A 22,837-nucleotide genomic window follows, 5' to 3' on the forward strand; every position below is an offset into this window, starting at 1 on the left:
TGATTAACGGCTAGTATCTAACTCAGGAAAACTTTTAACAAGCGCATCAATGGCTTGAACTTGCTGCAAGAATGGCTCTAGTTTATTCAAAGGTAAAGCTGACGGGCCATCACAACGCGCGTTATCTGGGTCTGGATGAGCTTCAAGGAACAGCCCAGCTAGGCCAACAGCCATACCCGCCCTTGCCAATTCAGCAACTTGAGCACGACGACCACCAGAGGCAGCACCAAATGGATCACGACATTGCAATGAATGAGTAACATCAAAAATAACTGGGCAACCTTTAGAGGCCTGCATCATGACATTAAAGCCAAGCATATCAACCACTAAATTATCATAACCAAAGTTCGCGCCACGGTCACACAGGATAATTTTATCGTTGCCACCTTCAATAAATTTTTCAACGATATTCCCCATTTGCCCTGGGCTGATAAATTGTGGTTTTTTAATATTGATAACAGCATCCGTTTTAGCCATTGCTGCAACCAAATCGGTTTGACGTGCCAAAAATGCAGGTAATTGAATTACATCCACGACTTCAGCAACGGGTTGAGCTTGTGATGGTTCATGAACATCAGTAATAATTTTTACGCCAAAGGTTTTTTTCAATTCTTCAAAAATTTTCATTCCTTCATCAAGGCCTGGGCCACGATATGAATGAATTGATGAACGGTTAGCTTTATCAAACGATGCTTTAAATACGTAAGGAATGCCTAATTTTTGAGTCACAGTTACATAGTGCTCACACACCTTCATTGCCATATCACGTGATTCAAGAACGTTCATCCCACCAAAAAGAACAAAAGGGAGATTATTAGCGACTTGGATATCACCAATACTGACCATTTTCTGTTGCATGCTCTTACCTTTTATATCGAGACAGTTTTCTGTCTATACAATAAATTAATGTAACACTACAGGAAGATTATCTAATGAATATATCTGAATTTTAATCATTTCAGAAACAGGATCTTCTGGGCAATGTTCAATAAAGTAGTTTAAATCATTCAACGCAACATGATTACAATCTAAATGTGCGAGGATTAACCCACGATCACGGATTTCATAAGGGTCTTCAGGATCTAACGCCAGTAATGTTTCACAAACCCTTAGTGCCAATTCCATCTTTTTTTCTTCCATCAATGATGCTTTCAGCGTGTCAAATAATTTACGAATAATCACACTGTTTTCCGCAACATCAAGTTGATCGTCATCAAGGTCAGAGTATGGATCGACTGTTCCTTTAAGCCAAAGATTTAATGTATGCCACGATAACGTTTCACCATTAACTGGGTTTATGAACCATTGAGAACCATCATTTTTTTGTGCCAGCAAAAGTAGCTGGGTTGGAAACACCGCTGGCTCTATAGCAATATCAAGTTTCTCGGCGATATATAGGAATATTGAGCCTAATGAGACGGGTGTACCTCGTTTTGAGGCCAAAACCTTATCTAACCAAAGCATATCAGATAAAGCATAAATACCATCTGCTCCACCAAAGCGCCACTGCTGATAAAAAAGGCACAGCAACTGATTTATCTTGCTTTCATTATCAGCCTGTAAATCGATAACCGCTTTAGCTGTCTCTACTAAGCTATCTAACTGAGCTTGAACCTGCATCAGAGGAAAATCTACACGAACGTTTTGCGAGACCATCATAATACCTTCACTTAAAGGTATTTTATTGAATTCAATATTTTTTATGGTTTTCATCACTCTTCCACTGCTTTATTCCACTGCCCAAGCGAAATTCTATCTCGGCCGCCATAATCTAGGCAGGTTTCAATATTGCTAAATCCATATTGTTCAAACAGTTTTCGTACCGCTGCACCTTGTTGCCATCCATGTTCAACCAGCAGCCAACCCTTCGGTTTAAGATATCCTTTCGACTTGGAAACAATATGGTCTAAATCTGACAATCCTTGATTATCTGCCACTAATGCAGTCAAAGGCTCAAATCTTACATCGCCTTGCTGTAAATGAACGTCATTTCCATCAATATAAGGTGGATTACTAACAATCATATCAAAATGTTGATTGAAAAGAGCCTTATACCAATCACTTTGCAAAAACTGCACATTATTTATAGCTAAACGCTGTTGATTGCTTTGTGCCAGAGAAACTGCTTCAGGATTGAAATCGATACCGACAACTGTGCTATCCAAACGTTCAGAAGCAAGAGCCAATGCAATTGCCCCTGTCCCTGTCCCTAAATCTAAAATGTGACAAGGCTGTGCTGGCAAACGTATTAAGGCTTGTTCAACAAGACATTCAGTGTCAGGACGAGGGATAAGTGTTGCAGGTGAGACAAATAATGGCAAAGACCAAAATTCACGTTCACCAATGATGTAAGCAATGGGTTCACCTTGCTCTCGGCGTTGCAACAAAGATTCTAAGTGATCTTGCTCTACGAGTTTTAACTCTGTCTCCGCAAATGCAAAAATAAATGTTCGCGTTTGCCTAGTGACGTGTTGCAATAAAATCTCTGCGTCTCGTTTAGCACTGTCGCTATTTGACAGCCTAGCAACAGCTAGGCTCACCCATTCACCATACTGCATTAGTCTTGCTCAGATAATGCAGAAAGTTGGTCAGCTTGATATTCGTTAATAATTGGCTGAATTAACGTATCTAGTTTTCCTTCCATGACTTCGTCTAAACGGTATAGGGTTAGGTTAATTCGATGATCCGTTACCCTACCTTGAGGAAAGTTATAAGTACGGATACGATCAGAACGATCTCCAGAACCTAATAAATTACGACGCTCCGAAGCTTCTGCGGCTTGACGTTTATCCATTTCAGCTTGACGAATACGAGCTCCCAACACTGACATCGCTTTAGCTTTGTTTTTGTGCTGTGAACGTTCATCCTGACATTCAACTACAATACCTGTTGGAAGGTGAGTAATACGAATCGCTGAGTCGGTGGTGTTAACGTGCTGTCCACCCGCACCAGAAGAACGGAAAGTATCAATACGCAAGTCAGCAGGACTAATATCAGGTAGTTCAGCTTCAGGTAATTCAGGAAGGATTGCGACCGTACATGCCGATGTATGAATACGCCCTTGCGATTCAGTTTCAGGCACACGTTGAACACGATGACCACCCGATTCAAATTTCAGGCGTCCATAGACACTTTCACCCGATATTTTTGCGATAACTTCTTTATAACCGCCGTGCTCACCATCACTGGTACTCATTAGCTCAACACGCCAACGATTTGCTTCTGCAAAACGGCTATACATACGGAATAGATCTCCCGCAAAAATAGCCGCTTCATCACCACCTGCACCCGCACGAATTTCAAGAAAACAGTTGTATTCGTCATCCGGATCTTTTGGTAATAATAGTAATTGTAACTGCTGCTCTAGCTCTTCATTGCGCGTTTTTGCTTCTTTCAGCTCTTCTTGAGCCATTTCTTTCATTTCAGGATCATCTAGCATCATTTCTGCTGTTTCGATATCCTCTTGAACAGTTCGCCATGCGGTAAAACATTTTGCGACATCAGTCAGTTGAGCATACTCTTTTGATAGGGCGCGAAAACGCCCCTGATCAGCAATCACACCTGCATCGGCAAGGTGTGCTTGAATTTCTTCATAGCGTTCCTGTAATGCTTCCAGTTTTGCGACAATAGAAGGCTTCATTCGTTATATCAGACCCATGATTAAAATGTGGTTATTGATGGTTCAGCCCTAAGCTGTCCCTAAGTAGATTCAGGCGCTCCACATCACCATCTCCAGCAGCTTGCTGTAAAGACTTTGTCGGTGCGTGGATCAAGCGATTGGTCAATTGTTGGGTAAGTTGCGTAATAACTTGTTCAGGATCTGCACCCTGACTAATTGCCGCGAGTGCTTTTTCTGTCATACCCGCGCGGATTGCCTCTGCTTGCGCTCTGTAATCGCGAATTGTAGACACTGCTGCTTGCGAGCGCAACCAATCCATGAAATGGCTGCTTTCTTGTTCAACAATAAATTCAGCTTCGACAGCAGCAGCTTTACGTTGTGCTAAGTTTTGCTGAATAATGGATTCAAGATCATCAACGGTGTACAAATAAACATCTCGTAATTTTTCAACATCTTCCTCGATATCACGAGGAACTGCGATATCAATTAGTAACATTGGTTTATTACGGCGTACTTTCATCGCTCGCTCCACCATACCTTTACCAATAATAGGTAATGGGCTAGCCGTCGAGCTGATCACAATATCTGCTTGCGCTAAACGCGTATCAATATCAGAGAGTGTGATCACTTCAGCGTTAACTTCACTGGCTAATAATTGAGCGCGCTCGCGAGTACGATTGGCAATCATCATGCGCTGTACGCCATGCTCACGTAAATGGCGGGCCACTAATTCAATCGTTTCCCCTGCTCCCACCAGCAGTATATTCAAATGTTTAAGTGATTCGAAAATTTGCCTTGCTAGTGTACATGCGGCAAAGGCCACAGAGACAGCATTAGCGCCGATTTCAGTTTCAGTACGAACACGCTTAGCCACTGAAAATGACTTTTGAAATAAACGCTCTAGCTCACTGGAGAGTGAATGATTATCTTGAGAAAGTGCAAAGGCTTTTTTGACTTGCCCAAGAATTTGGGGTTCGCCAAGCACTAATGAGTCTAACCCACTAGCAACACGCATTAAATGGCTAACGGCTTGATCACCCTCATGCCAATACAAGCTAGGCTTTAAATCTTTGTCAGTGATATTATGAAATTCACATAGCCATGCAATCAACTGTTCTTGCGCCTGCTCTTGCGATTCCAAGCTAAGGTACAGCTCTGTTCTATTACACGTCGACAGCACAACACCACCGCTAACTTGAGGCTGTTGTAATAACTGCTCAAGTGCATGGTCTATTTTTTCTGGTCCAAAAGTGACCCTCTCACGCAGAGCCACTGGTGCCGTTTTATGGTTGATGCCTAAGGCTAATAGGGTCATTGTGCTTAATTACATTGCTCACATTGCTAATTAATTATTCAACAGTAATCATATTACCGTGATTTGTTTACCTACTATTGTAGATGATCCGAGCCGCGCTTTCTACGCCCTGCTAATAATCAAAGATTATAAAGATGATCAAGGCCAGATTTTGGCGGAGAAAATTGATGGCTATTTCATCACATACCTTATTGTTATTATAAAGTTTACATCGCATAAGCTTACAAATGTACTCTTTATTTTATTATATATAATAAGGTATTCCCTATATCAATAATAATAGGTATCTAAAATGCAATAATTTGGATCGTAACGCAAACCGTAGTTATAGCTAATTGTATAGATAGGCAAATCAGCCTCAATCTGATTGATAATTTAGCGTTTTTCGCGCACTATTTTATTCAGTTTACCCTGTTTTCACTATTATCATTGCTAATGAAGACGTTTTCTTCACTGACAATAACAGGTTACACTTCGGTTTGGGCCTAGGTTTTGATAGGCCACCATTTATTTTCACTAAATGATTTTTGAGAGTCGCTATGCAACTGTTCACTACTTGGGCTACTTATCGCTCTATCACAACACGGGGTTTGTGGCGTTTACTGCCGCTGTCGTGTTTATTGCTAACCGCATGTGTCTTCAACAAACAAACAACAACAGGAACTGGCTCAGCATCCGACCCTCAATGGAAAACACATTTACAAGAACTTAATGCCCTACGAGATTATCAAACACGTGGCTCGTTTGTTTATAACGGCGGGGAAACCAAAACTTACGCTAAATTTTTCTGGCAACAATATACGCCTGAAAAATACCGTCTATTATTAACTAACCCATTGGGTAGCCGCGAATTAGAATTAACAGTCGAACCTGATTTAGCTCGCCTTACGACTAAAGATGGGCAAACTCACATGAGTGACGTACCTTCAGAGTTGATTTATCAACTCACTGGAATGGAGATCCCTCTTGATGACCTCACCGCATGGCTAACAGGCTCCCCGGGACGTGCAACTGAGTTTGAACTTGATGAAAACCATTTACTGAAATCAATAACGTTCCAACAAAATGGTGAAACGTGGCAACTCAACTATCTTTCTTATGATAAAAGTACTTCGCCAATGTTGCCAAGTAACCTAGAGTTACGCCAAGGTTCACGACTGATTAAACTCAAAATGGATAGTTGGACGCTACAGAAATGACTTTGACATGGCCCTCGCCCGCAAAATTAAATCTATTTCTTTACATCACAGGTCGTAGAGCTGATGGGTATCATGAACTACAAACGCTATTTCAATTTCTAGATTATGGCGATGAAATAACCATCTCAACCCGAACTGATAACCAAATCAATTTACTGACGCATATGGAAGGCGTCGAGCCCGAACAAAATTTAATCGTTAGGGCAGCCAAATTGTTACAACACTACTGCCACGAAATACTTAAACTCACACACCCCCTAGGCGCGGATATTACTATTCATAAAATTTTACCTATGGGAGGAGGTATCGGTGGCGGTTCTTCAAATGCGGCTACTGTGTTAGTCGCATTAAATGAACATTGGGGGACTCAAATTTCTGATGATGTGTTAGCCGATCTAGGTAAAAGCTTAGGTGCAGATGTGCCAGTGTTTGTTCGTGGTCATGCCGCTTTTGCCGAAGGAATTGGTGAAATTTTGACACCAGCGTCACCTAAAGAGAAATGGTATTTGGTCGCTCATCCCGGAATTGAAATCTCAACCCCGATGATCTTCACAGATCCGCAATTAAATAGAAATTCTCCAAAACGCTCACTAGCCGCATTATTACTGGCTCCGTACGCAAATGATTGCGAAACAATTGCAAGAAAACGTTTTCGTGAGGTTGAACAGCTCGTTTCTTGGCTGTTACAATATGCACCGTCTCGCCTAACAGGAACAGGTGCGTGTGTTTTTTCTGAATTTGAAACACAGGCTGCTGCCTTGCAGGTGTTAAATAAAGCCCCATCGTGGGTGCAAGGTTTCGTCGCTCAAGGGGTGAACGAATCACCATTGCACAGATTCCGCGCTGGGATAACCCGTGTATTGCACCAATAATCACGACTTAATCGTTTTATTGGTCAACAATATCTCTCTGGACGCAAGCCTGAGGTTTTTCTCGTGCCCGATATGAAGCTTTTTGCTGGTAACGCTACACCGGAACTAGCACAACGTGTTGCTAACCGCCTTTACACTAATCTTGGAGACGCGGCTGTTGGTCGTTTTAGCGACGGCGAAGTCAGTGTTCAAATTAATGAAAATGTCCGCGGTGGTGATATCTTTATCATCCAGTCAACTTGTGCACCAACCAATGATAACCTGATGGAACTGGTTGTTATGGTCGATGCGCTACGCCGTGCATCTGCTGGTCGTATTACCGCTGTTATTCCTTACTTCGGTTATGCAAGACAGGATCGTCGCGTACGTTCTGCCCGTGTACCAATCACCGCTAAAGTTGTTGCCGATTTTCTGTCCAGTGTTGGTGTTGACCGTGTTCTCACTGTTGACCTACACGCAGAGCAGATCCAGGGCTTCTTTGATGTTCCTGTTGATAACGTGTTCGGTAGCCCTATCCTTCTGGAAGATATGTTACAGAAAGACTTGGAAAACCCAATCGTTGTATCTCCAGACATCGGCGGCGTCGTACGTGCTAGAGCAATTGCGAAACTGTTAAATGACACTGATATGGCTATCATCGACAAACGTCGCCCTCGCGCAAACGTTTCTCAAGTCATGCACATTATCGGTGACGTTTCTGGTCGTGACTGCATTTTAGTCGACGATATGATAGATACTGGTGGCACGCTGTGTAAAGCAGCTGAAGCATTGAAAGAGCGTGGAGCTAAACGCGTATTCGCTTACGCAACTCACCCTATTTTCTCTGGCAACGCTGTAGACAACATCAAAAATTCAGTGATTGATGAAGTCATTGTTTGTGACACAATTCCTCTTTCTCCTGAAATCAAGGCATTGAACAAAGTTCGTACGCTGACGCTTTCAGGCATGCTGGCAGAAGCGATTCGCCGCATTAGTAATGAAGAGTCAATTTCTGCGATGTTCGAACACTAAGAATGACTTAACGGGGTATTATTACCCCGTTTTTTCTATGTGTTTAGACAATTTAAGAAATGTCATAACATTTAAGTAGCGCCCCTACCGTTGTTCATCAACCGTAGGGGCTTTATTTATCACCACGTTTACGTCCATATTTATGCTAAACATAAGGCAAAATAATAAAGGCACTAAAATCAGCACCTTTATGACATTTTTCTTTAAAGTTAAGGGACTCTAAAATAGACGTAAGCCCTATCCACTATGGGTAACGGTGATTATCATGCTTTGAGTCATGATAGTGTTTTATCAACCAGTAGCGGTCTGCCACTTTATCTCTGCCGCCCAATCTTGCGCCGGCAAGCCAAATCATTGCACCGACGAAGATCCCAAATAGTGACCCCATCGTGATCATATCTGGCAAATTAAGGCTAAAAACATGAGAAGATAAATTAACCGCTAAGCTCCCAATCATCGCAATTAACCCTAAAACCATCAAAATATTACCTACTAAAACAGCCGTTTTACGTTTCATATCTACCTCCCATGTCAGTAGACTGATAAGCAAAGCCAGTATTAAATATTCGGAAAATATATATCTTTATGCCTTTATTATAGTGCAATAAGTAAAATTGTTTGCGATGGGTATCACAGGGTGAGACTTTTTCTATTATTTCTGTACAAAAGATGCTTTTTTTAAAAGAATTTTTCCCGAATTATTTTCTTTGTAACTAACTTACCCATAGGCTTAATTCAATTTTGCACATTTAACCCTTCACGGGGTAAACTAGACCTAATTTTTGACTTAACTGACAGTGAATTCTTAGCCGTGAGCAAAATAAAATTAATTGTTGGCCTTGCCAACCCTGGGGCTGAGTATGCCCAAACTCGTCATAATGCAGGTGCATGGTATGTTGATTTACTTGCTGATCGCCATAACCAACCTCTAAAAGAAGAGCCTAAATTTTTTGGTTATACCGCACGAATTAACCTTAATGGCAATGATGTTCGATTATTAGTACCAACAACCTTTATGAATTTAAGCGGTAAGTCAGTATTGGCCATCGCTAGTTTCTATCGTATTAATCCTGATGAAATTTTAGTCGCCCACGATGAATTAGATTTACCACCCGGCGTTGCTAAAATGAAATTGGGTGGTAGTAATGGTGGCCACAACGGCCTGAAAGATATCCAAAACAAATTTAGCAATAACCCTAACTTTTATCGCTTACGTATCGGTATTGGTCATCCAGGAGATAGAAATAAAGTGGTTGGCTTTGTGCTCGGTAAACCGCCTGTTTCAGAGCAAAAGCTGATCGATGAAGCTATCGATGAATCATTAAGATGTACCGATATTCTACTCAATGATGGAATAGAAAAGGCAATGAATCGCCTGCATAGCTTTAAAGCTACCGCTTAATTAGAAGCAGATAAAAGAGTTCATTTCGTTAAAATCAACTTTTTGTGTATAATCAGCGCCAATTTTCTAACATTTAGGGCAGCACTCGCCTGCCCCTTGTGATTTTAAGGTGAGAAACATATGGGTTTTAAATGCGGTATCGTTGGTCTGCCTAACGTGGGTAAATCTACACTGTTTAATGCATTGACCAAAGCCGGCATCGAAGCAGCCAACTTCCCTTTCTGTACGATTGAGCCGAATACGGGTGTTGTGCCAATGCCAGACCCACGTCTTGAACAATTGGCTGAAATTGTCAAACCACAGCGTATTTTGCCTACCACAATGGAATTTGTTGATATTGCAGGTTTGGTAAAAGGGGCATCTAAAGGTGAAGGTTTAGGTAACCAATTCCTAACGAATATCCGTGAAACTGAAGCTATCGGTCATGTGGTTCGTTGCTTTGAAAACGACAACATTATCCACGTAGCAGGCCAAGTAAATCCAGCTGAAGATATCGAAGTTATCAACACTGAGCTAGCATTGGCTGACCTTGATACTTGTGAACGCGCTATTCATCGTGTTCAAAAACGCGCAAAAGGCGGTGATAAAGATGCTAAGGCAGAGTTAGAAGCATTACAAAAATGCTTACCGCACCTTGAACAAGCAGGCATGTTGCGTACTTTAGATCTCAGCCCTGAAGAAAAAGCTGTGATCCGCTATTTAAGCTTCCTGACATTAAAACCCACTATGTACATTGCTAACGTCAATGAGGATGGTTTCGAAAATAACCCATTCTTAGATATGGTGTACAAAATTGCAGAAGCAGAAGGTTCTGTTGTCGTTCCTGTATGTGCCGCTATCGAATCTGATATCGCAGAACTTGATGATGAAGAACGTGATGAGTTTATGGCAGATTTAGGCATTGAAGAGCCTGGTTTGAACCGTGTTATTCGTGCCGGTTATCAACTGCTTAACTTACAAACTTATTTCACCGCTGGCGTGAAGGAAGTTCGTGCATGGACTATCCCTGTTGGTGCTACAGCACCACAAGCAGCGGGTAAGATCCACACTGATTTTGAAAAAGGCTTCATCCGCGCTCAAACTATCGCGTTTGATGACTTTATCAAATACCGTGGTGAGCAAGGTGCAAAAGAAGCAGGTAAAATGCGCGCTGAAGGTAAAGATTATATTGTTCAAGACGGCGATGTACTTAACTTCTTATTTAATGTGTAAGCCGACTTTTAATTTTTAAGTATCACTTCATAATAAAACAGCATAAAACGTATGATATTCACTGGGTTTTATGCTGTTTTTTGCCATTCTGAGTTTTATAATACTTCGCTATTGATTGGATCTTGATGTAAGTACAATACATATATTTTTTATGAAGATAATCCTCTTTGCTTGCGAACAAATTCGGATTGGAAATAAGAAAAGCATTGTTCAATCTAGAGAGATTGTGGAGTGAAGCTCTTTCCCATAACAACATGAAATCGTTATTGTATGGATTACAAAAGAATAGAAAAAGTTATTTTCGGCGGTTAATACTTAGAAGGTTGAGCTTATTTAGGAAAACTCAACCTTCTGACTTTAATTATTTAAAAATGTCAATAAGGTGAGTTTTGTATTCACGAATATACTTTTCAACATCCGTTTCTTTGATTACATCATTAACCATAAAAGTTGGAAATTTTTTCAATCCTAGGAATTGCTGTGATTTGTGAAAGGCAAAATAAACACCATCTACACCACGGCCATCAAAAAAGTTATCAAACTCTTCAAATGCATCAATTGGTGCATTCCAAGTCACTGAAAGCATGTATTTTCTTCCATGCAGTAATCCCCCTGTACCATATTGTTTTTTTGGATCTTGTCGGGTACGTCCATCATTTGCATACAAATAACCATGACCAAGAGTATAAACATCATCCATATACTTTTTTACTGTCCAAGGCATCATCATCCACCAACCTGGCATTTGATAAATTATGGTATCTGCCCAAAGAAATTTTTTAACTTCATCTTCCACGCTGTAGCCTGATTCAATATGCGTTTCTTGAATAGTGTGCCCTAATTCACTTAAGCTATTTTTTGCTACATTATGTAAAGTACGATTGAGTTGGCCGGCAGAATGTGCAAGTGTTTGCCCGCCATTCAGAAGGAGAATTTTCACTTGTATTGCCTTATTTATTAATTGCTAAGTTGTATTTAGGCTAACAAACTAAAATAAAGATAAAAAGCCAAGTCATGCCAATCCATTAGTTACCCACTCGACATACTCAGATTAATATTTCATTAATTAATAGATCACGGTTTTTTTATTAGTTAAAAATAACACCAAAATCACAATTTAAAGTTAAAATAACAATTTCGAGCGATTGTTGATTTTTTAGCAAAAGTCTATTGAATTTATTGCTATTTTTGTCAGTATCATTAGCGCGTATTCTCTATTGCATACAAATTATTAATGAAATCTAAGAGAGATAACATAATGACTATTCCTGTAATCGGCGTTGGTACATTCCGTTTAAAAAATGATGTAGTAATTGATTCAATAAAAAATGCGTTAGATGTTGGTTATCGAGCTATTGATACTGCGCAAATTTATGACAATGAAGCCGCTGTTGGGCAAGCTATTGCTGAAAGTGGTGTTTCTCGAGATGAACTTTATATAACCACAAAAATTTGGATTGAGAATTTAAGTAAAGATAAACTCATCCCTAGTTTGAAAAAAAGCTTAAGTGACTTACAAACTAATTATGTTGACTTAACTCTCGTACACTGGCCATCTCCAAATGATGCTGTTTCTGTAGAAGAGTTTATGCAGGCTTTATTGGAAGCCAAAAAACAAGGATTAACTCGAGAAATTGGTATTTCTAATTTCACCATTCCATTAATGGAAAAAGCAGTTGCCGCAGTTGGCGCAGAAAATATTGCGACAAACCAAATTGAATTATCACCTTACCTACAAAACAAAAAAGTTGTTGAGTGGGCAAAACAACATAATATCCACATTACATCTTATATGACGTTAGCATACGGCAAAGCATTAAAAGATGAAACTATCGCGCGTATTGCACAAAAACACAATGCAACACCCGCTCAAGTTATTTTAGCTTGGGCTATTGGTGAAGGATATTCTGTTATTCCATCATCGACAAAGCGTGAAAACTTATTAAGTAACTTACAAGCAACGCGATTACAGTTAGACAGTGATGACAAAACTGCCATCGCAAAATTAGATTGTAATGATCGCTTAGTTAGCCCTGAAGGTTTGGCGCCAAACTGGGACTAATTGTTTCCAGTATTTTCAGAAGCCATAATTCGTTATGGCTTCTGAATTTCTGAAATATATTGAGTTAAACTATCAATAAAAACGCGAATACGTTGACTAACTACTCGGTCACTGTAATAAACCGCATGAAATGGCAAAGGAATAGTTTGTAACTCTTCTTTTAATACTTCAATAAACTGACCACTTTGAATGTCTTTATTGACCATAAAGTCAGACAAACACGCAATTCCATTGCCAGCTAAGCAAAGCTGCCTTAACGTTTCCCCACTATTTGATGATATTCCATCAGTTACTTCAATTAATTGTCCATCTACAGTTTTAACTGGCCATATATTTAATGAAGCAGGTTCCGTAAAAGTGAGACATGTATGGTTGAAGAGATCTTGAGGCTGTACAGGTTCGCTATATTGCTCAATGTAGTCTGGTGAAGCAATAATCTTACGATAGCTATTAAACAAAGGGCGAGCTCGTAAGCTAGAATCATTGAGCTGTCCAGCACGTATCGCAACATCCACTTTTCGTTCTATTAAATTAACAAAAGTTTCTGATGAAACCAAAGATAAATGAATATCAGGATATTGTTTACGAAAAATAGAAGTGAAAGGAATTAGGATATGCAACACAATTGGTGTTGCTGCATCAATCCGCAATAAACCTTTTGGTGAGTGCTGTGCTTCATATAATTCATTCTCTGCCTCTTGCATTGCCTGTAAAATAACTTTCATCCGTTGAAAATAGAGTTCACCTTCTGTAGTTAAGTCAATTTGTCTAGTTGTACGGTTAAGCAAATTGACACCCAATTTTTCTTCTAACTTTTTGACGATTCGGCTCACAGCTGAATTTGCCAAATTGAGCTTATCCGCTGCTTTACTAAAGCTTTTTTGCTCTACTACTTCAATAAATACATGAGCTTCTTCGGATGTTGCTTTCATAATAGTTTTCTTATTAAAGATAAATGATCAAACAGATGATGGTTTATAGTAGCAAAAATTGAAGTTCAAATGGCATGTAAAGTAACATTGCACATCATTCGATTAAGATATTCATCAATAATAAACCACCATATAATTCATAATATTGTCTCAAGTCTATGCTATTTATTTTTCATTGTGTTTCTTAACAACCTCTATAAATTTGGTGATTAAGATATCATACAAAAAACCTAAGAAGTTTTATTAAGATCCATATCACTATGGGTTCTTTAATATTTCCCTCGACAAAGCATTCCATGCTTGTGCTTTTCGAGTTTGAGAGCCATTTTTTAATGTTGCCAGCGCCAATTCATAGGAAAGCACAGGTTCAATCACAGGGATGATTGCTACCCCATCTGTTCTGGTTTTATTCCACATGCTGCCCGGAAGCAATGTAATGCCAACCCCTGCTCTCACCATGGCGGTGACTAAATCAAGATGACTACTACGACCTGCAATTATCGGTTTCTTACCATAAAGACCACAAGCACTAGTGACTAATTCATTAATTCGGAAATCATCTGAGAAAAAAATAAATGGCTCATTAAGCAGTTCAATAAATTTGACTAAATGACGCTGTGCTAAAGGATGTTGTTCATTAACTAATAACATAAGGCGGTCAGTGGAGAAAACATGTAAATCAAAACGCTCATCATCAAGTGGTAGCATCACCGCGGCAGTTTCCACATCACCATTTAACATCGCATCCATCATTTTTCGCGTCCCTAATTCAATAATTTTTAATTCGACTAAAGGATAGCGTTGACTGAAAGCTAATATGATATCGGCAAAATAAGTTGAAGCGATAACAGGGGGTAATCCCACATGTAAAACCCCTTCTAATGGACCTGATTTTTCCTTTAATGCCTTATTCATTTGGTTGAATTGCTCAAGGATCTGTTTAGCATGGATCAGTAATATTTCCCCTTCATCAGTAAGACTGACGCCATCAACCTCTCTAATTAATAATTTATAACCAAGCTCTTGTTCAAGTTTTTTAATACTTCGGCTGATCGCCGGTTGGGTAACAAATAAACTGTCTGCGGCTCGGCTAAATCCATTGAATTGCACAACTTCAACAAAATAACGCAGTGAACGCACATCCATATCTTATCCCGCTATAAATTTTAGTTATAGATAGAATAATTATAAATAATTTCCTTACAAGTAATATTCACGCTAAAACTAATAATAACTAGAATTATTAACCGTTGAATTATTAGAGGTGATATAATGAAGACAGTTATTGAGCACGTTTTAGCCTGTTTATATGATATTGGGATCCATGACGTTTTTGGTGTGGCCGGAGACTATGCATTTCCCATAGAAGACGCTATCTGTGAAAGCGAAAACATGCGTTGGATCGGCAACTGTAATGAACTCAATGCCTCATACGCCGCAGATGGCTATGCACGAATTAAAGGTTGCGCCGCACTATCAACAACTTTTGGTGTGGGTGAATTAAGTGCTTTAAATGGTATTGCTGGTTCATACGCAGAACACTTGCCAATATTCCATTTAGTGGGGATGCCAGCAAGTGGAGTACAAAAAAATCATAGACTTGTTCATCATACACTCGGCAACGGTAACTTTGATGTGTTTTATAAAATGAGCCAACATATCAGTTGTGCGCACGCAATCCTAACACCAGAAAACTGCATCGCCGAAACCAAACGTTTAATTACTACCGCGCTTAATGAACGTCGTCCTGTTTATATCGGGATCCCCTCTGATTATGCGGTTATGCCTGTTGTTACTGATAAAAATACTGATGCTATAACTATGCATAAAAGTAATAGCGAGTCATTATCAGCAGCCGTTACTGCTATTCTAGAAAAACTAAATTCAAGCAAAAAAGCCTGCCTAATCCCTGGGATCCTAAGTGCTCGTTTAGGCTATGCCAATGATGTTCAAAAAATTATAGATAAAACAGGGCTCCCATACGCCACTATGTTTATGGATAAAAGTATAGTTAGCGAATCAAATGCAACCTATATGGGTATCTATAACGGGAAATTGATGAATCCAAAAGTAGGCGAATTTGTTGAAAGCTGTGATTGTATTATAGGGATTGGTGCCGAATTGACTGATTTTAACTCAGGTAGTTTTACTGCAACAATCCAACCTGAAAATCGCATTAATATTCTTGCGGATCATGTCAAAGTCGGTTCTGCCGTTTATCCACAAGTTTATATGAAAGATATATTGGAACAGTTAAAACAACATGCCCCTTCTTTGCAACACCAAGGTATTAAAGCCGAAGGACTTGGCGAGCCAATTCAGGGAGATGATGGAAAAATTACCGCAACCTATCTCTATCCTAGACTTGAAAAAATGTTTCGAGAAGACGATATAATTATCGCTGAAACAGGCACCGCTTCTATGGGACTGGGTTTCGCACGACTCCCTCGTAACGCTCAATTTCACAACCAAACGCTATGGGGTTCAATTGGTTGGGCGACCCCTGCTGCTTTTGGTGCCGCCATTGCAGCTCCTAACCGCCGAGTTATCCTAATTACGGGTGAAGGTTCACATCAACTCACAGCTCAAGAAATTAGTCAGTTCGCTCGTTTCGGGTTAAAACCCATTGTTTTAGTACTAAACAATGATGGCTATTTAATTGAAAGATTACTATGTAACAACCCTGAAGCTTATTATAACGACTTGCCAAAATGGAACTATGCGCAATTGCCTGAGGCACTTGGTTGCCAAGATTGGCACTGCGTACAAGTCACTACCTGTGATGAATTAAATACTGCAATAACCATTGCTGAATCAATAGATACTGCATCCTATATTGAAATCGTTATGGACAGATACGCAGCATCTGAGCTAGCACAAAAACTCGGTAAATCGAGAGGATCACTGTATTCATTTTAAATAATCCGCGTTAAGCCATTGGGAGCAATCACACATCGCCACCAATGGCTTTACTTAAATAATTTACATAACTTACTCAAATACTATGCCAACATCATTTCTTGATGCTGTCAGTATTTTTGAAACAATTATTGCCAATTCAAGTAGCTCATGGCACTTTACAAATTGTTTAGAGGCGATTTGATCACGAAAAAATGCAAACTCAAAAATCATAAAGTTTGTATGTTCATTTTGGCTTACTTTTGTCACTTGACCATCAATACAAGCTTCCACTGACTGGCAAAGGCTTGGAGCACCTTCTACACGTATATAACCTTTTGTCCCTTGAATAATGAAATAACCTGGACTTGCTGAATCTTTCGCGCCAGTGCACGTCGCAACAGTTGTACCAAATTGGCATGTAACGACCCCCGACGTATCGATGCCATTATGCCCTTTATTACAAATGTAATGACGACTATCAGGCTCTCCCATCAGTGCAGTTAATACATAAATATTATAAAGATTAATATCATACAGAGCACCACCAGCTTGCTTTGGATCGAATGCCGCATGAACATTACCCAGTAAATAATCATCATATCGGCTAGAATATTGTGAATAGTTACCTTGGATCACTTTGATATCACCAATTTTTTCCATATTTTGTTGTATAAATTGGAAGCCTGGGGTGTGTATCGCAGTAATCGCTTCAAATAGATAAAGCCCTCGCTGATGAGATAATAGGACAAGTTCTTGTAGCTGCTGCCATTGTGGAGTAAACGGCTTTTCACAAATAACATGTTTATCAGCCATCAATGCCTTGTATGTATAGTCATAATGCAAATGATTAGGTAAACCAATATAGACCACCTCAATTTGAGGGTCTCGCAGTAACTCTTCATAGTCGCTATACAATTTATTAATGCTAAATTGCTGGCAGATTGACTTACCTTTTTCAATACTTGATGCTCTGACACATAACGCAACGACTTCTATATCTTGCACTTGTGTTAACGCATCAAGTGCAGACATAATAATTTTCCCGGAACCTATGAGTGCTATTTTCATTGGAGTTACCTATTAGTACATGGTCGCTATCATTAAAAGGCTTTAGTGATCGACATCATGCTATATCCGGAAAAAAAAGTCATAATTTATCACCAGCTTCCCGATGCGCCGCCCCCGCCACTAGAGCCACCGCCGCCGCCACTCGATGAGGAGCTAGATGAACTACTCGATGAACTGCTAGATGAGCTGCTATACGAACCTGAATAATCCGATTCACGCCTTGATGAACTAGATGAATATAACGATTTTGTATGAACAATGTCATATCCTGCAATCAAAGCCCATTCCTTTTTCTGACGCCTTGCTATAGGTATAGCCAATCCTAATACTCCCAACAATAGCGGCAATATCAATAAGTTTAAAAAAAGATCCAGAAAAACCATAGCCATCACCGTGATTGGCGTTACTTCTCCATCATAGGCAACCTGAACAAAAAATATTACCAATAATGTTAAAACTATCATCATAGGTGCCATATTCGAAAACGTCGGGAAAAAATATTTGTACTGTAAAAAGTCATTTAATCTCATTAACGTTTTTCGTTTGATTTTGTGGCCTCTAGGCTTGTTCGATTTTTTCGATGAAATTTTATTTTCTTTAGCTTTTTTTATATCTTTATTAATTTTTATTTTTCGTAACCGTGTACCAAATACCAAATTATACATATAACTCAATATGAAAATAGCCAAATAAACACCCATAAAAGGCATTTGAAGTACTTTCAAAAATAACACATTATTCGTCGATTCGATATTTTCAATAGGTTCTCCACTCGCAATTTGAATTGCTGCCTCAATACCTGACTTGATACCTAGATAATAATTTTCAGAACGAAAGTTTGGTGTGATATAATTACGAATAATCCGGCCAGCAATAACATCGGAAAAAACGCCCTCATATCCATATCCAACTTCAAAACGGACTCTATGGTCATTGATCGCAACAACTAGCAGCAAGCCATTATTTTTCTCTTTGTGGCCAATTCCCCAATGATTAAATGCCCTATTTGAAAATTGTTCTATACTCTCACTTCCCGTTGTAGGTAGTATGTATAATAAAAACTGAGAACCATCACCACGCTCATTTTCAAAATTAATTAATTGTTCATTTAATGCTTGATACTCATTTTTCGTTAATAGCCTAGCGCTATCGATTACCCTTTCAGTTCCCCAATTAGGGAGCTTAATCTCATCTGCTAATGTATTAAACCCCAAAAAAATAAGAATAAACAAAAAATTACGTAACATTAGTTAAAGTCCACCACAGGAACACGTTTTATAGTCTGTTCATCATTCACATTGAAACTTGCTTTTTCTTGATAGCCAAACTGGCTAGCAATAAGGTTGTAAGGAAATTGCCTTATTAACGTATTATATTCACGAACAGCTTTAATATAATTCCCCCTAGCTACTGCAATACGATTCTCAGCACCCTCTAATTGCACCATTAAATCTTGATATAGTGAACTGGCTTGTAATTCAGGATATCTTTCAGACACAGCCAATAAGCGAGATAAGGATTGTCCTAGTGCTTGTTGTGCATTTTGATAAGTGGCCATCTCGTTTGGGTCGGTTAGCTGCTGCGCGCTAACACTTATTCGACCAATTGATGCTCTCGCATTTGTGACCTCTTGCAATACATCTTTTTCATAATTGGAATAGCCTTTTACCGTACTAATCAGATTAGGGATTAAGTCTGCACGCCTCTGATATTGATTTAATACTTCTGAGGCACTTGCAATGACAGCTTCATCATTCTTCTGAATAGTATTATAATTAGAAATAAAAATAGTAGAAATAACTACAATTAATATTAATAACAAAATATAAAAAATACGCATACTTATTCCTTTAAGCTTTAAAGTAAAAAACTAGGATATAATTTTAAATTCTACTGTTCTTTATGAATTATATATCGCTAAGCAGTATTGTTAAATACTCAAAATGATAAAATGACGAATGCAATATAATTAACTCAAAATCATATTGCATGGTCAGAAATTTTATTTTATTCCACTTATGTTTGTTAAAAGGAATTTACACTCCCTTTTAACTATTTTAACAGCCGTACTTTAACCGATTTACCTTTAATCTTACCTTGTTGTAGTTGCTTCCACGCATGACGAGCCACAGATTGTTTTAAAGCAACATAAGCATGCATTGGTTGAATGGTTATTTTACCAATGTCTGCACCATCAAGCCCCATGTCTCCCGTTAGAGCACCTAAAATATCACCGGGACGCATTTTGGCTTTTTTACCCCCATCAATACACAGTGTCGCCATAGTGGCTTCAAGAGGTATGATTGCAATACCAGTAGGGAGCGGCTGCCAATTTAGCTTCATATTTAACATTTCTTCTAAAGCATTAGCTCGCTGAGCTTCTTCAGGCGCACAAAGGCTAATTGCTAATCCACTTTCACCAGCTCGAGCGGTACGACCGATACGGTGGACATGGACTTCAGGATCCCATGACAACTCATAATTAATCACCATTTCTAATGATTTAATATCTAGCCCACGTGCAGCCACATCCGTCGCGACTAAAACACGGCTGCTACCATTAGCAAATTGTATCAATGTTTGATCACGATCGCGCTGTTCCATATCGCCATGTAACACTAAAACACTTTGATGACTGTCAGACAAAGCATCATAAACAGCTTGGCAATCTTTTTTGGTATTGCAAAAAACAACACAAGAAGCGGGTTGTTCTCGGCTCAATAATTTTTGTAATAAATTAATTTTCCCATTACGTGAAACTTCATAGAACTGTTGCTCAACCGCAGGTAATTCATCCACTGAATTGATTTCAATAGTCATTGGATTACGTTGAATTCGCTGGCTTATCGCCGTGATTGCATCAGGCCAAGTTGCTGAAAACAACAATGTTTGCCGCTGAGTGGGTGCATAATCAATGACTTGGTCGATGTCATCAGCGAATCCCATATCCAACATACGGTCGGCTTCATCTAATACTAATGTCTGTAATGCGTCTAGATTAACCGTCTCTTTATTTAAATGATCCAGTAAACGACCCGGTGTCGCAACAATGATGTGAGCTGCATGGATCAATGAATCACGTTGAATACTAAATGGAACGCCACCGCACAATGTAAGTATTTTAATATTCGGCATATAACGCGCTAAACGACGTAGTTCGTTAGCTACTTGATCAGCAAGCTCCCTAGTTGGGCATAATACAAGAGATTGTGTATTAAACTGTTTAGCATCAATATGCTGTAATAACCCGAGCCCAAATGCAGCAGTTTTACCACTCCCTGTTTTTGCTTGTGCACGGACATCTTTTCCGGCAAGGATCAGAGGTAACGCTGCTTCTTGAATAGGCGTCATGGTTAGATAGCCTAGTTCCGTCAGATTAGCGAGTTGCTCCATAGGAAGCGCGTTAAGTTCAGCAAATGAAGTCACAGTGAAAGTTCCGAATAAAATAAGAAAATAAAGCTATTAGCCCATTATGATACTATTCCTTTCCTAGTGTGTCGTGAAAAATTTGTATCTTGTGTTCATTTATTCACCAAGTGGTCTATTCTGAACCAAACATATCTAGGTAATACAGTTCGACACCTATATTTTATTTAAATAATGATAGTTTATTTTCGATGAGTGTTTTTCACTTCAAAAGTGTATTATTTGATATTTTTTAAATTAGAGGATTAATTTAATTGGTATCAATACTTAGTTATAGCGATAAATGTTTAATAGTAAGTTTAAAATATTGTACATAAACAATATCTAATAAATTTTATCATCATAAAGATTAGTAAAATAAATCAATTTAATTCAAGTAATTATATTTTAAATTAAGTATCGACATTACGTGCATCTTGGTTATTATCTTCTATGCTTTTAATTGAGCAGTAATAACACATCGCTATTATGGCAAATAAGGATAGTTTGATTTAACAAGGGGGTTAATATGCAAAAAGATACGATAAAGCTCAGTAAGTTTTTAAGCTATGTTTTACGACATAAACCTGAATCCATAAAGGTCAAATTAGACCCTAATGGCTGGGTTTCTGTCGATACGTTACTCTACCAAGCGAATCAACATGGGTATCCAATAGATCACACCACATTAGAATCTATTGTTGCGACCAATGATAAAAAGCGTTTCAGCTTCTCCACTGATAAAAGTATGATACGAGCGGCACAAGGCCACTCTAGTCAACAAGTCGCAATGGAATTAAGTGAACAGTTTCCACCTCAATATCTTTATCATGGAACAGCTATCCATTTTCTTGAGTCCATTAATCAGCAAGGCTTAATTTCAAAATCACGACATCATGTTCATTTGTCTGATAATGGGTTAACCGCCAAATTAGTTGGCGCTCGCCATGGCCAACCGGTTGTCTTAACCATTGAAGCCAGAAAAATGTTTGAGTCAGGTTATAAATTTTATCTTTCAGATAATCAAGTTTGGCTAACTGATAAGGTGCCATCACAATTTATCTTAGTTTAGCCGCAAAATTTCATGAGCTACCGTCAATTTTGTACAGTAGCTTATACACCTAGCATCATTTAAGTGATAACACCTTGTATTAAGGCATGGTGCGCCTTAAACACAGACTTTTTTAAACGTTTAGGAGGCCATACTCTTGTTACCTAACGATATTCCAAATTATTTAGAGTATAACGGTAAGGCATAAGTCACTTTCACTGTTTCCATCGGAACTTCAGTTTTAATACTTTGGATACTACGAATTTGTGTCAAATGATCCGCATGAAAACGACGATAGGATGCTAGGTCTTCAGTGACAATTCGAATCAAGGCGTCACACTCACCAGCCATCAGATGACATTCAACAACTTCAGGCATTTCTTTGATTTCAGAGACAAACTGATTAATAGTTTGAGCATCCTGTGTTTTAAACCAAATACGCGCAAATAATGATAAACCTGCACCAATTTTACTGCCATCAAGTACTGCAACGTAACGTTTAATCACCCCTGCTTCTTCTAACAATTTTACGCGACGTAAACAAGGTGATGGTGATAAACCAACTTCCTTTGCTAATTCATTATTAGCGATTTTTCCATCGCGTTGCAAAACCTGCAAAATATGGCGATCTAATCCATCTAATTTTATTGGCATTAATTTCCCTTATTTTAATAAATATTGATATTCACTGCCAAATTAAAGTTTATTTTTAGTAAAAAAACAACCTTACATTTCTGCAAAATCGCTATAATTTTTTATCCAAGCTGAGCAAATGAATATCCAATCTA

The 22,837-nt window shown here is 38.8% G+C and carries 22 protein-coding genes; 8 read left to right on the forward strand and 14 right to left on the reverse strand.

What is annotated here, in order from left to right; translation table 11 throughout:
* Window positions 1-3: 3 nt before the first annotated feature.
* From kdsA to hemA, 5 genes are read right to left on the reverse strand one after another with little or no spacing between them, the layout of a single operon-like run.
* Window positions 4-858 carry a 3-deoxy-8-phosphooctulonate synthase gene (gene kdsA, locus M1E96_RS11025; RefSeq protein WP_070929646.1) on the reverse strand — a complete coding sequence of 285 codons (855 nt, stop codon included), beginning with the start codon at window positions 856-858 and terminating at the stop codon, window positions 4-6.
* 45 nt (window positions 859-903) lie between these two features.
* Window positions 904-1,713 (reverse strand): invasion regulator SirB1, encoded by an 810-nt coding sequence (sirB1, locus tag M1E96_RS11030; RefSeq protein ID WP_272579747.1) that lies wholly within the window; start codon window positions 1,711-1,713, stop codon window positions 904-906.
* The gene (prmC, locus tag M1E96_RS11035) at window positions 1,713-2,558 is read right to left on the reverse strand and encodes a peptide chain release factor N(5)-glutamine methyltransferase (protein ID WP_335674147.1); all 846 of its coding nucleotides are present in this window, start codon (window positions 2,556-2,558) and stop codon (window positions 1,713-1,715) included. Before prmC ends, sirB1 begins: the two co-directional genes overlap by 1 nt.
* The gene (gene prfA / locus M1E96_RS11040; RefSeq protein WP_070929648.1) at window positions 2,558-3,640 is read right to left on the reverse strand and encodes a peptide chain release factor 1; all 1,083 of its coding nucleotides are present in this window, start codon (window positions 3,638-3,640) and stop codon (window positions 2,558-2,560) included. Before prfA ends, prmC begins: the two co-directional genes overlap by 1 nt.
* Window positions 3,641-3,671: 31 nt before the next feature.
* Entirely contained in the window at window positions 3,672-4,934 is a 1,263-nt protein-coding gene (hemA, locus tag M1E96_RS11045) for a glutamyl-tRNA reductase (protein ID WP_070929649.1), read from the reverse strand.
* A 539-nt stretch (window positions 4,935-5,473) separates the two neighbouring features.
* Between hemA and lolB the strand changes: the two genes are divergently transcribed.
* The 3 genes from lolB (at window position 5,474) to prs (ending at window position 8,016) form a co-directional block, all read left to right on the forward strand.
* Window positions 5,474-6,133, forward strand: a complete 660-nt coding sequence (gene lolB, locus M1E96_RS11050) for a lipoprotein insertase outer membrane protein LolB (RefSeq protein WP_070929650.1) — start codon at window positions 5,474-5,476, stop codon at window positions 6,131-6,133.
* Window positions 6,130-7,005, forward strand: a complete 876-nt coding sequence (gene ispE / locus M1E96_RS11055) for a 4-(cytidine 5'-diphospho)-2-C-methyl-D-erythritol kinase (protein WP_140179244.1) — start codon at window positions 6,130-6,132, stop codon at window positions 7,003-7,005. The genes lolB and ispE overlap by 4 nt, the downstream gene beginning before the upstream one ends.
* A 63-nt stretch (window positions 7,006-7,068) precedes the next feature.
* Entirely contained in the window at window positions 7,069-8,016 is a 948-nt protein-coding gene (gene prs, locus M1E96_RS11060) for a ribose-phosphate diphosphokinase (protein WP_006661866.1), read from the forward strand.
* A 244-nt stretch (window positions 8,017-8,260) separates the two neighbouring features.
* On the opposite strand, the gene ychH is transcribed toward prs, so the two are convergent.
* The gene (gene ychH / locus M1E96_RS11065) at window positions 8,261-8,533 is read right to left on the reverse strand and encodes a stress-induced protein YchH (RefSeq protein ID WP_070929652.1); all 273 of its coding nucleotides are present in this window, start codon (window positions 8,531-8,533) and stop codon (window positions 8,261-8,263) included.
* 294 nt (window positions 8,534-8,827) lie between these two features.
* Here ychH and pth point away from each other — a divergent pair, with 294 nt between their 5' ends.
* Both pth and ychF read left to right on the forward strand, forming a co-directional pair.
* On the forward strand, window positions 8,828-9,418 hold the full coding sequence (pth, locus tag M1E96_RS11070) for an aminoacyl-tRNA hydrolase (RefSeq protein WP_369427001.1): 591 nt from the start codon (window positions 8,828-8,830) through the stop codon (window positions 9,416-9,418).
* A 120-nt stretch (window positions 9,419-9,538) separates the two neighbouring features.
* Window positions 9,539-10,630 carry a redox-regulated ATPase YchF gene (gene ychF / locus M1E96_RS11075; protein ID WP_070929654.1) on the forward strand — a complete coding sequence of 364 codons (1,092 nt, stop codon included), beginning with the start codon at window positions 9,539-9,541 and terminating at the stop codon, window positions 10,628-10,630.
* A gap of 361 nt (window positions 10,631-10,991) precedes the next feature.
* Here ychF and M1E96_RS11080 read toward each other — a convergent pair whose 3' ends face one another.
* Window positions 10,992-11,570: an NAD(P)H-dependent oxidoreductase gene (locus tag M1E96_RS11080; protein WP_369427002.1), complete on the reverse strand. Its 579-nt coding sequence runs from the start codon at window positions 11,568-11,570 to the stop codon at window positions 10,992-10,994.
* Window positions 11,571-11,888: 318 nt separating this feature from the next.
* Here M1E96_RS11080 and dkgB point away from each other — a divergent pair, with 318 nt between their 5' ends.
* A complete protein-coding gene (gene dkgB / locus M1E96_RS11085) occupies window positions 11,889-12,692 on the forward strand; it encodes a 2,5-didehydrogluconate reductase DkgB (RefSeq protein ID WP_319065915.1) in 804 nt (267 codons plus the stop codon).
* Between the two features lie 32 nt (window positions 12,693-12,724).
* Here dkgB and yafC read toward each other — a convergent pair whose 3' ends face one another.
* Together yafC and M1E96_RS11095 are read right to left on the reverse strand one after the other, a co-directional pair.
* Window positions 12,725-13,624: a DNA-binding transcriptional regulator YafC gene (gene yafC, locus M1E96_RS11090; RefSeq protein ID WP_369427003.1), complete on the reverse strand. Its 900-nt coding sequence runs from the start codon at window positions 13,622-13,624 to the stop codon at window positions 12,725-12,727.
* Between the two features lie 258 nt (window positions 13,625-13,882).
* Window positions 13,883-14,770, reverse strand: a complete 888-nt coding sequence (locus M1E96_RS11095) for a LysR family transcriptional regulator (RefSeq protein ID WP_369427004.1) — start codon at window positions 14,768-14,770, stop codon at window positions 13,883-13,885.
* A 123-nt stretch (window positions 14,771-14,893) separates the two neighbouring features.
* Between M1E96_RS11095 and M1E96_RS11100 the strand changes: the two genes are divergently transcribed.
* Complete coding sequence (locus tag M1E96_RS11100) at window positions 14,894-16,543, forward strand: alpha-keto acid decarboxylase family protein (protein WP_272579888.1); 1,650 nt, start codon at window positions 14,894-14,896, stop codon at window positions 16,541-16,543.
* 72 nt (window positions 16,544-16,615) lie between these two features.
* Here M1E96_RS11100 and M1E96_RS11105 read toward each other — a convergent pair whose 3' ends face one another.
* From M1E96_RS11105 to dbpA, 4 genes are all read right to left on the reverse strand, one after another.
* Complete coding sequence (locus M1E96_RS11105) at window positions 16,616-17,593, reverse strand: Gfo/Idh/MocA family protein (RefSeq protein WP_369427005.1); 978 nt, start codon at window positions 17,591-17,593, stop codon at window positions 16,616-16,618.
* An 89-nt stretch (window positions 17,594-17,682) separates the two neighbouring features.
* A complete protein-coding gene (locus M1E96_RS11110; protein ID WP_272579742.1) occupies window positions 17,683-18,840 on the reverse strand; it encodes a YgcG family protein in 1,158 nt (385 codons plus the stop codon).
* Window positions 18,840-19,433 carry a LemA family protein gene (locus M1E96_RS11115; RefSeq protein ID WP_272579741.1) on the reverse strand — a complete coding sequence of 198 codons (594 nt, stop codon included), beginning with the start codon at window positions 19,431-19,433 and terminating at the stop codon, window positions 18,840-18,842. The genes M1E96_RS11110 and M1E96_RS11115 overlap by 1 nt, the downstream gene beginning before the upstream one ends.
* 212 nt (window positions 19,434-19,645) lie before the next feature.
* The gene (dbpA, locus tag M1E96_RS11120) at window positions 19,646-21,019 is read right to left on the reverse strand and encodes an ATP-dependent RNA helicase DbpA (protein ID WP_272579740.1); all 1,374 of its coding nucleotides are present in this window, start codon (window positions 21,017-21,019) and stop codon (window positions 19,646-19,648) included.
* Between the two features lie 508 nt (window positions 21,020-21,527).
* On the opposite strand from dbpA, the gene M1E96_RS11125 reads away from it, so the two are divergent.
* The gene (locus M1E96_RS11125; RefSeq protein WP_070929679.1) at window positions 21,528-22,070 is read left to right on the forward strand and encodes an RNA 2'-phosphotransferase; all 543 of its coding nucleotides are present in this window, start codon (window positions 21,528-21,530) and stop codon (window positions 22,068-22,070) included.
* Between the two features lie 159 nt (window positions 22,071-22,229).
* On the opposite strand, the gene M1E96_RS11130 is transcribed toward M1E96_RS11125, so the two are convergent.
* Window positions 22,230-22,703 carry an Lrp/AsnC family transcriptional regulator gene (locus M1E96_RS11130; protein ID WP_070929680.1) on the reverse strand — a complete coding sequence of 158 codons (474 nt, stop codon included), beginning with the start codon at window positions 22,701-22,703 and terminating at the stop codon, window positions 22,230-22,232.
* Window positions 22,704-22,837: the final 134 nt, after the last annotated feature.

The organism is Providencia sp. PROV236 (genome assembly GCF_033676985.1).
In the GTDB taxonomy this organism is placed as follows: domain Bacteria; phylum Pseudomonadota; class Gammaproteobacteria; order Enterobacterales; family Enterobacteriaceae; genus Providencia; species Providencia manganoxydans.

Bases quoted from the DNA above. Each gene is read 5' to 3' on its own strand.
- ychF (WP_070929654.1), top strand. From the start codon at position 9,539: ATGGGTTTTAAATGCGGTATCGTTGGTCTGCCTAACGTGGGTAAATCT.
- ychH (WP_070929652.1), bottom strand. From the start codon at position 8,533: ATGAAACGTAAAACGGCTGTTTTAGTAGGTAATATTTTGATGGTTTTA.
- M1E96_RS11110 (WP_272579742.1), bottom strand. From the start codon at position 18,840: ATGTTACGTAATTTTTTGTTTATTCTTATTTTTTTGGGGTTTAATACA.
- hemA (WP_070929649.1), bottom strand. From the start codon at position 4,934: ATGACCCTATTAGCCTTAGGCATCAACCATAAAACGGCACCAGTGGCT.
- dkgB (WP_319065915.1), top strand. From the start codon at position 11,889: ATGACTATTCCTGTAATCGGCGTTGGTACATTCCGTTTAAAAAATGAT.
- prfA (WP_070929648.1), bottom strand. From the start codon at position 3,640: ATGAAGCCTTCTATTGTCGCAAAACTGGAAGCATTACAGGAACGCTAT.
- M1E96_RS11125 (WP_070929679.1), top strand. From the start codon at position 21,528: ATGCAAAAAGATACGATAAAGCTCAGTAAGTTTTTAAGCTATGTTTTA.
- sirB1 (WP_272579747.1), bottom strand. From the start codon at position 1,713: ATGAAAACCATAAAAAATATTGAATTCAATAAAATACCTTTAAGTGAA.
- ispE (WP_140179244.1), top strand. From the start codon at position 6,130: ATGACTTTGACATGGCCCTCGCCCGCAAAATTAAATCTATTTCTTTAC.
- M1E96_RS11130 (WP_070929680.1), bottom strand. From the start codon at position 22,703: ATGCCAATAAAATTAGATGGATTAGATCGCCATATTTTGCAGGTTTTG.
- kdsA (WP_070929646.1), bottom strand. From the start codon at position 858: ATGCAACAGAAAATGGTCAGTATTGGTGATATCCAAGTCGCTAATAAT.
- lolB (WP_070929650.1), top strand. From the start codon at position 5,474: ATGCAACTGTTCACTACTTGGGCTACTTATCGCTCTATCACAACACGG.
- yafC (WP_369427003.1), bottom strand. From the start codon at position 13,624: ATGAAAGCAACATCCGAAGAAGCTCATGTATTTATTGAAGTAGTAGAG.
- prmC (WP_335674147.1), bottom strand. From the start codon at position 2,558: ATGCAGTATGGTGAATGGGTGAGCCTAGCTGTTGCTAGGCTGTCAAAT.
- M1E96_RS11115 (WP_272579741.1), bottom strand. From the start codon at position 19,433: ATGCGTATTTTTTATATTTTGTTATTAATATTAATTGTAGTTATTTCT.
- M1E96_RS11095 (WP_369427004.1), bottom strand. From the start codon at position 14,770: ATGGATGTGCGTTCACTGCGTTATTTTGTTGAAGTTGTGCAATTCAAT.
- M1E96_RS11105 (WP_369427005.1), bottom strand. From the start codon at position 17,593: ATGAAAATAGCACTCATAGGTTCCGGGAAAATTATTATGTCTGCACTT.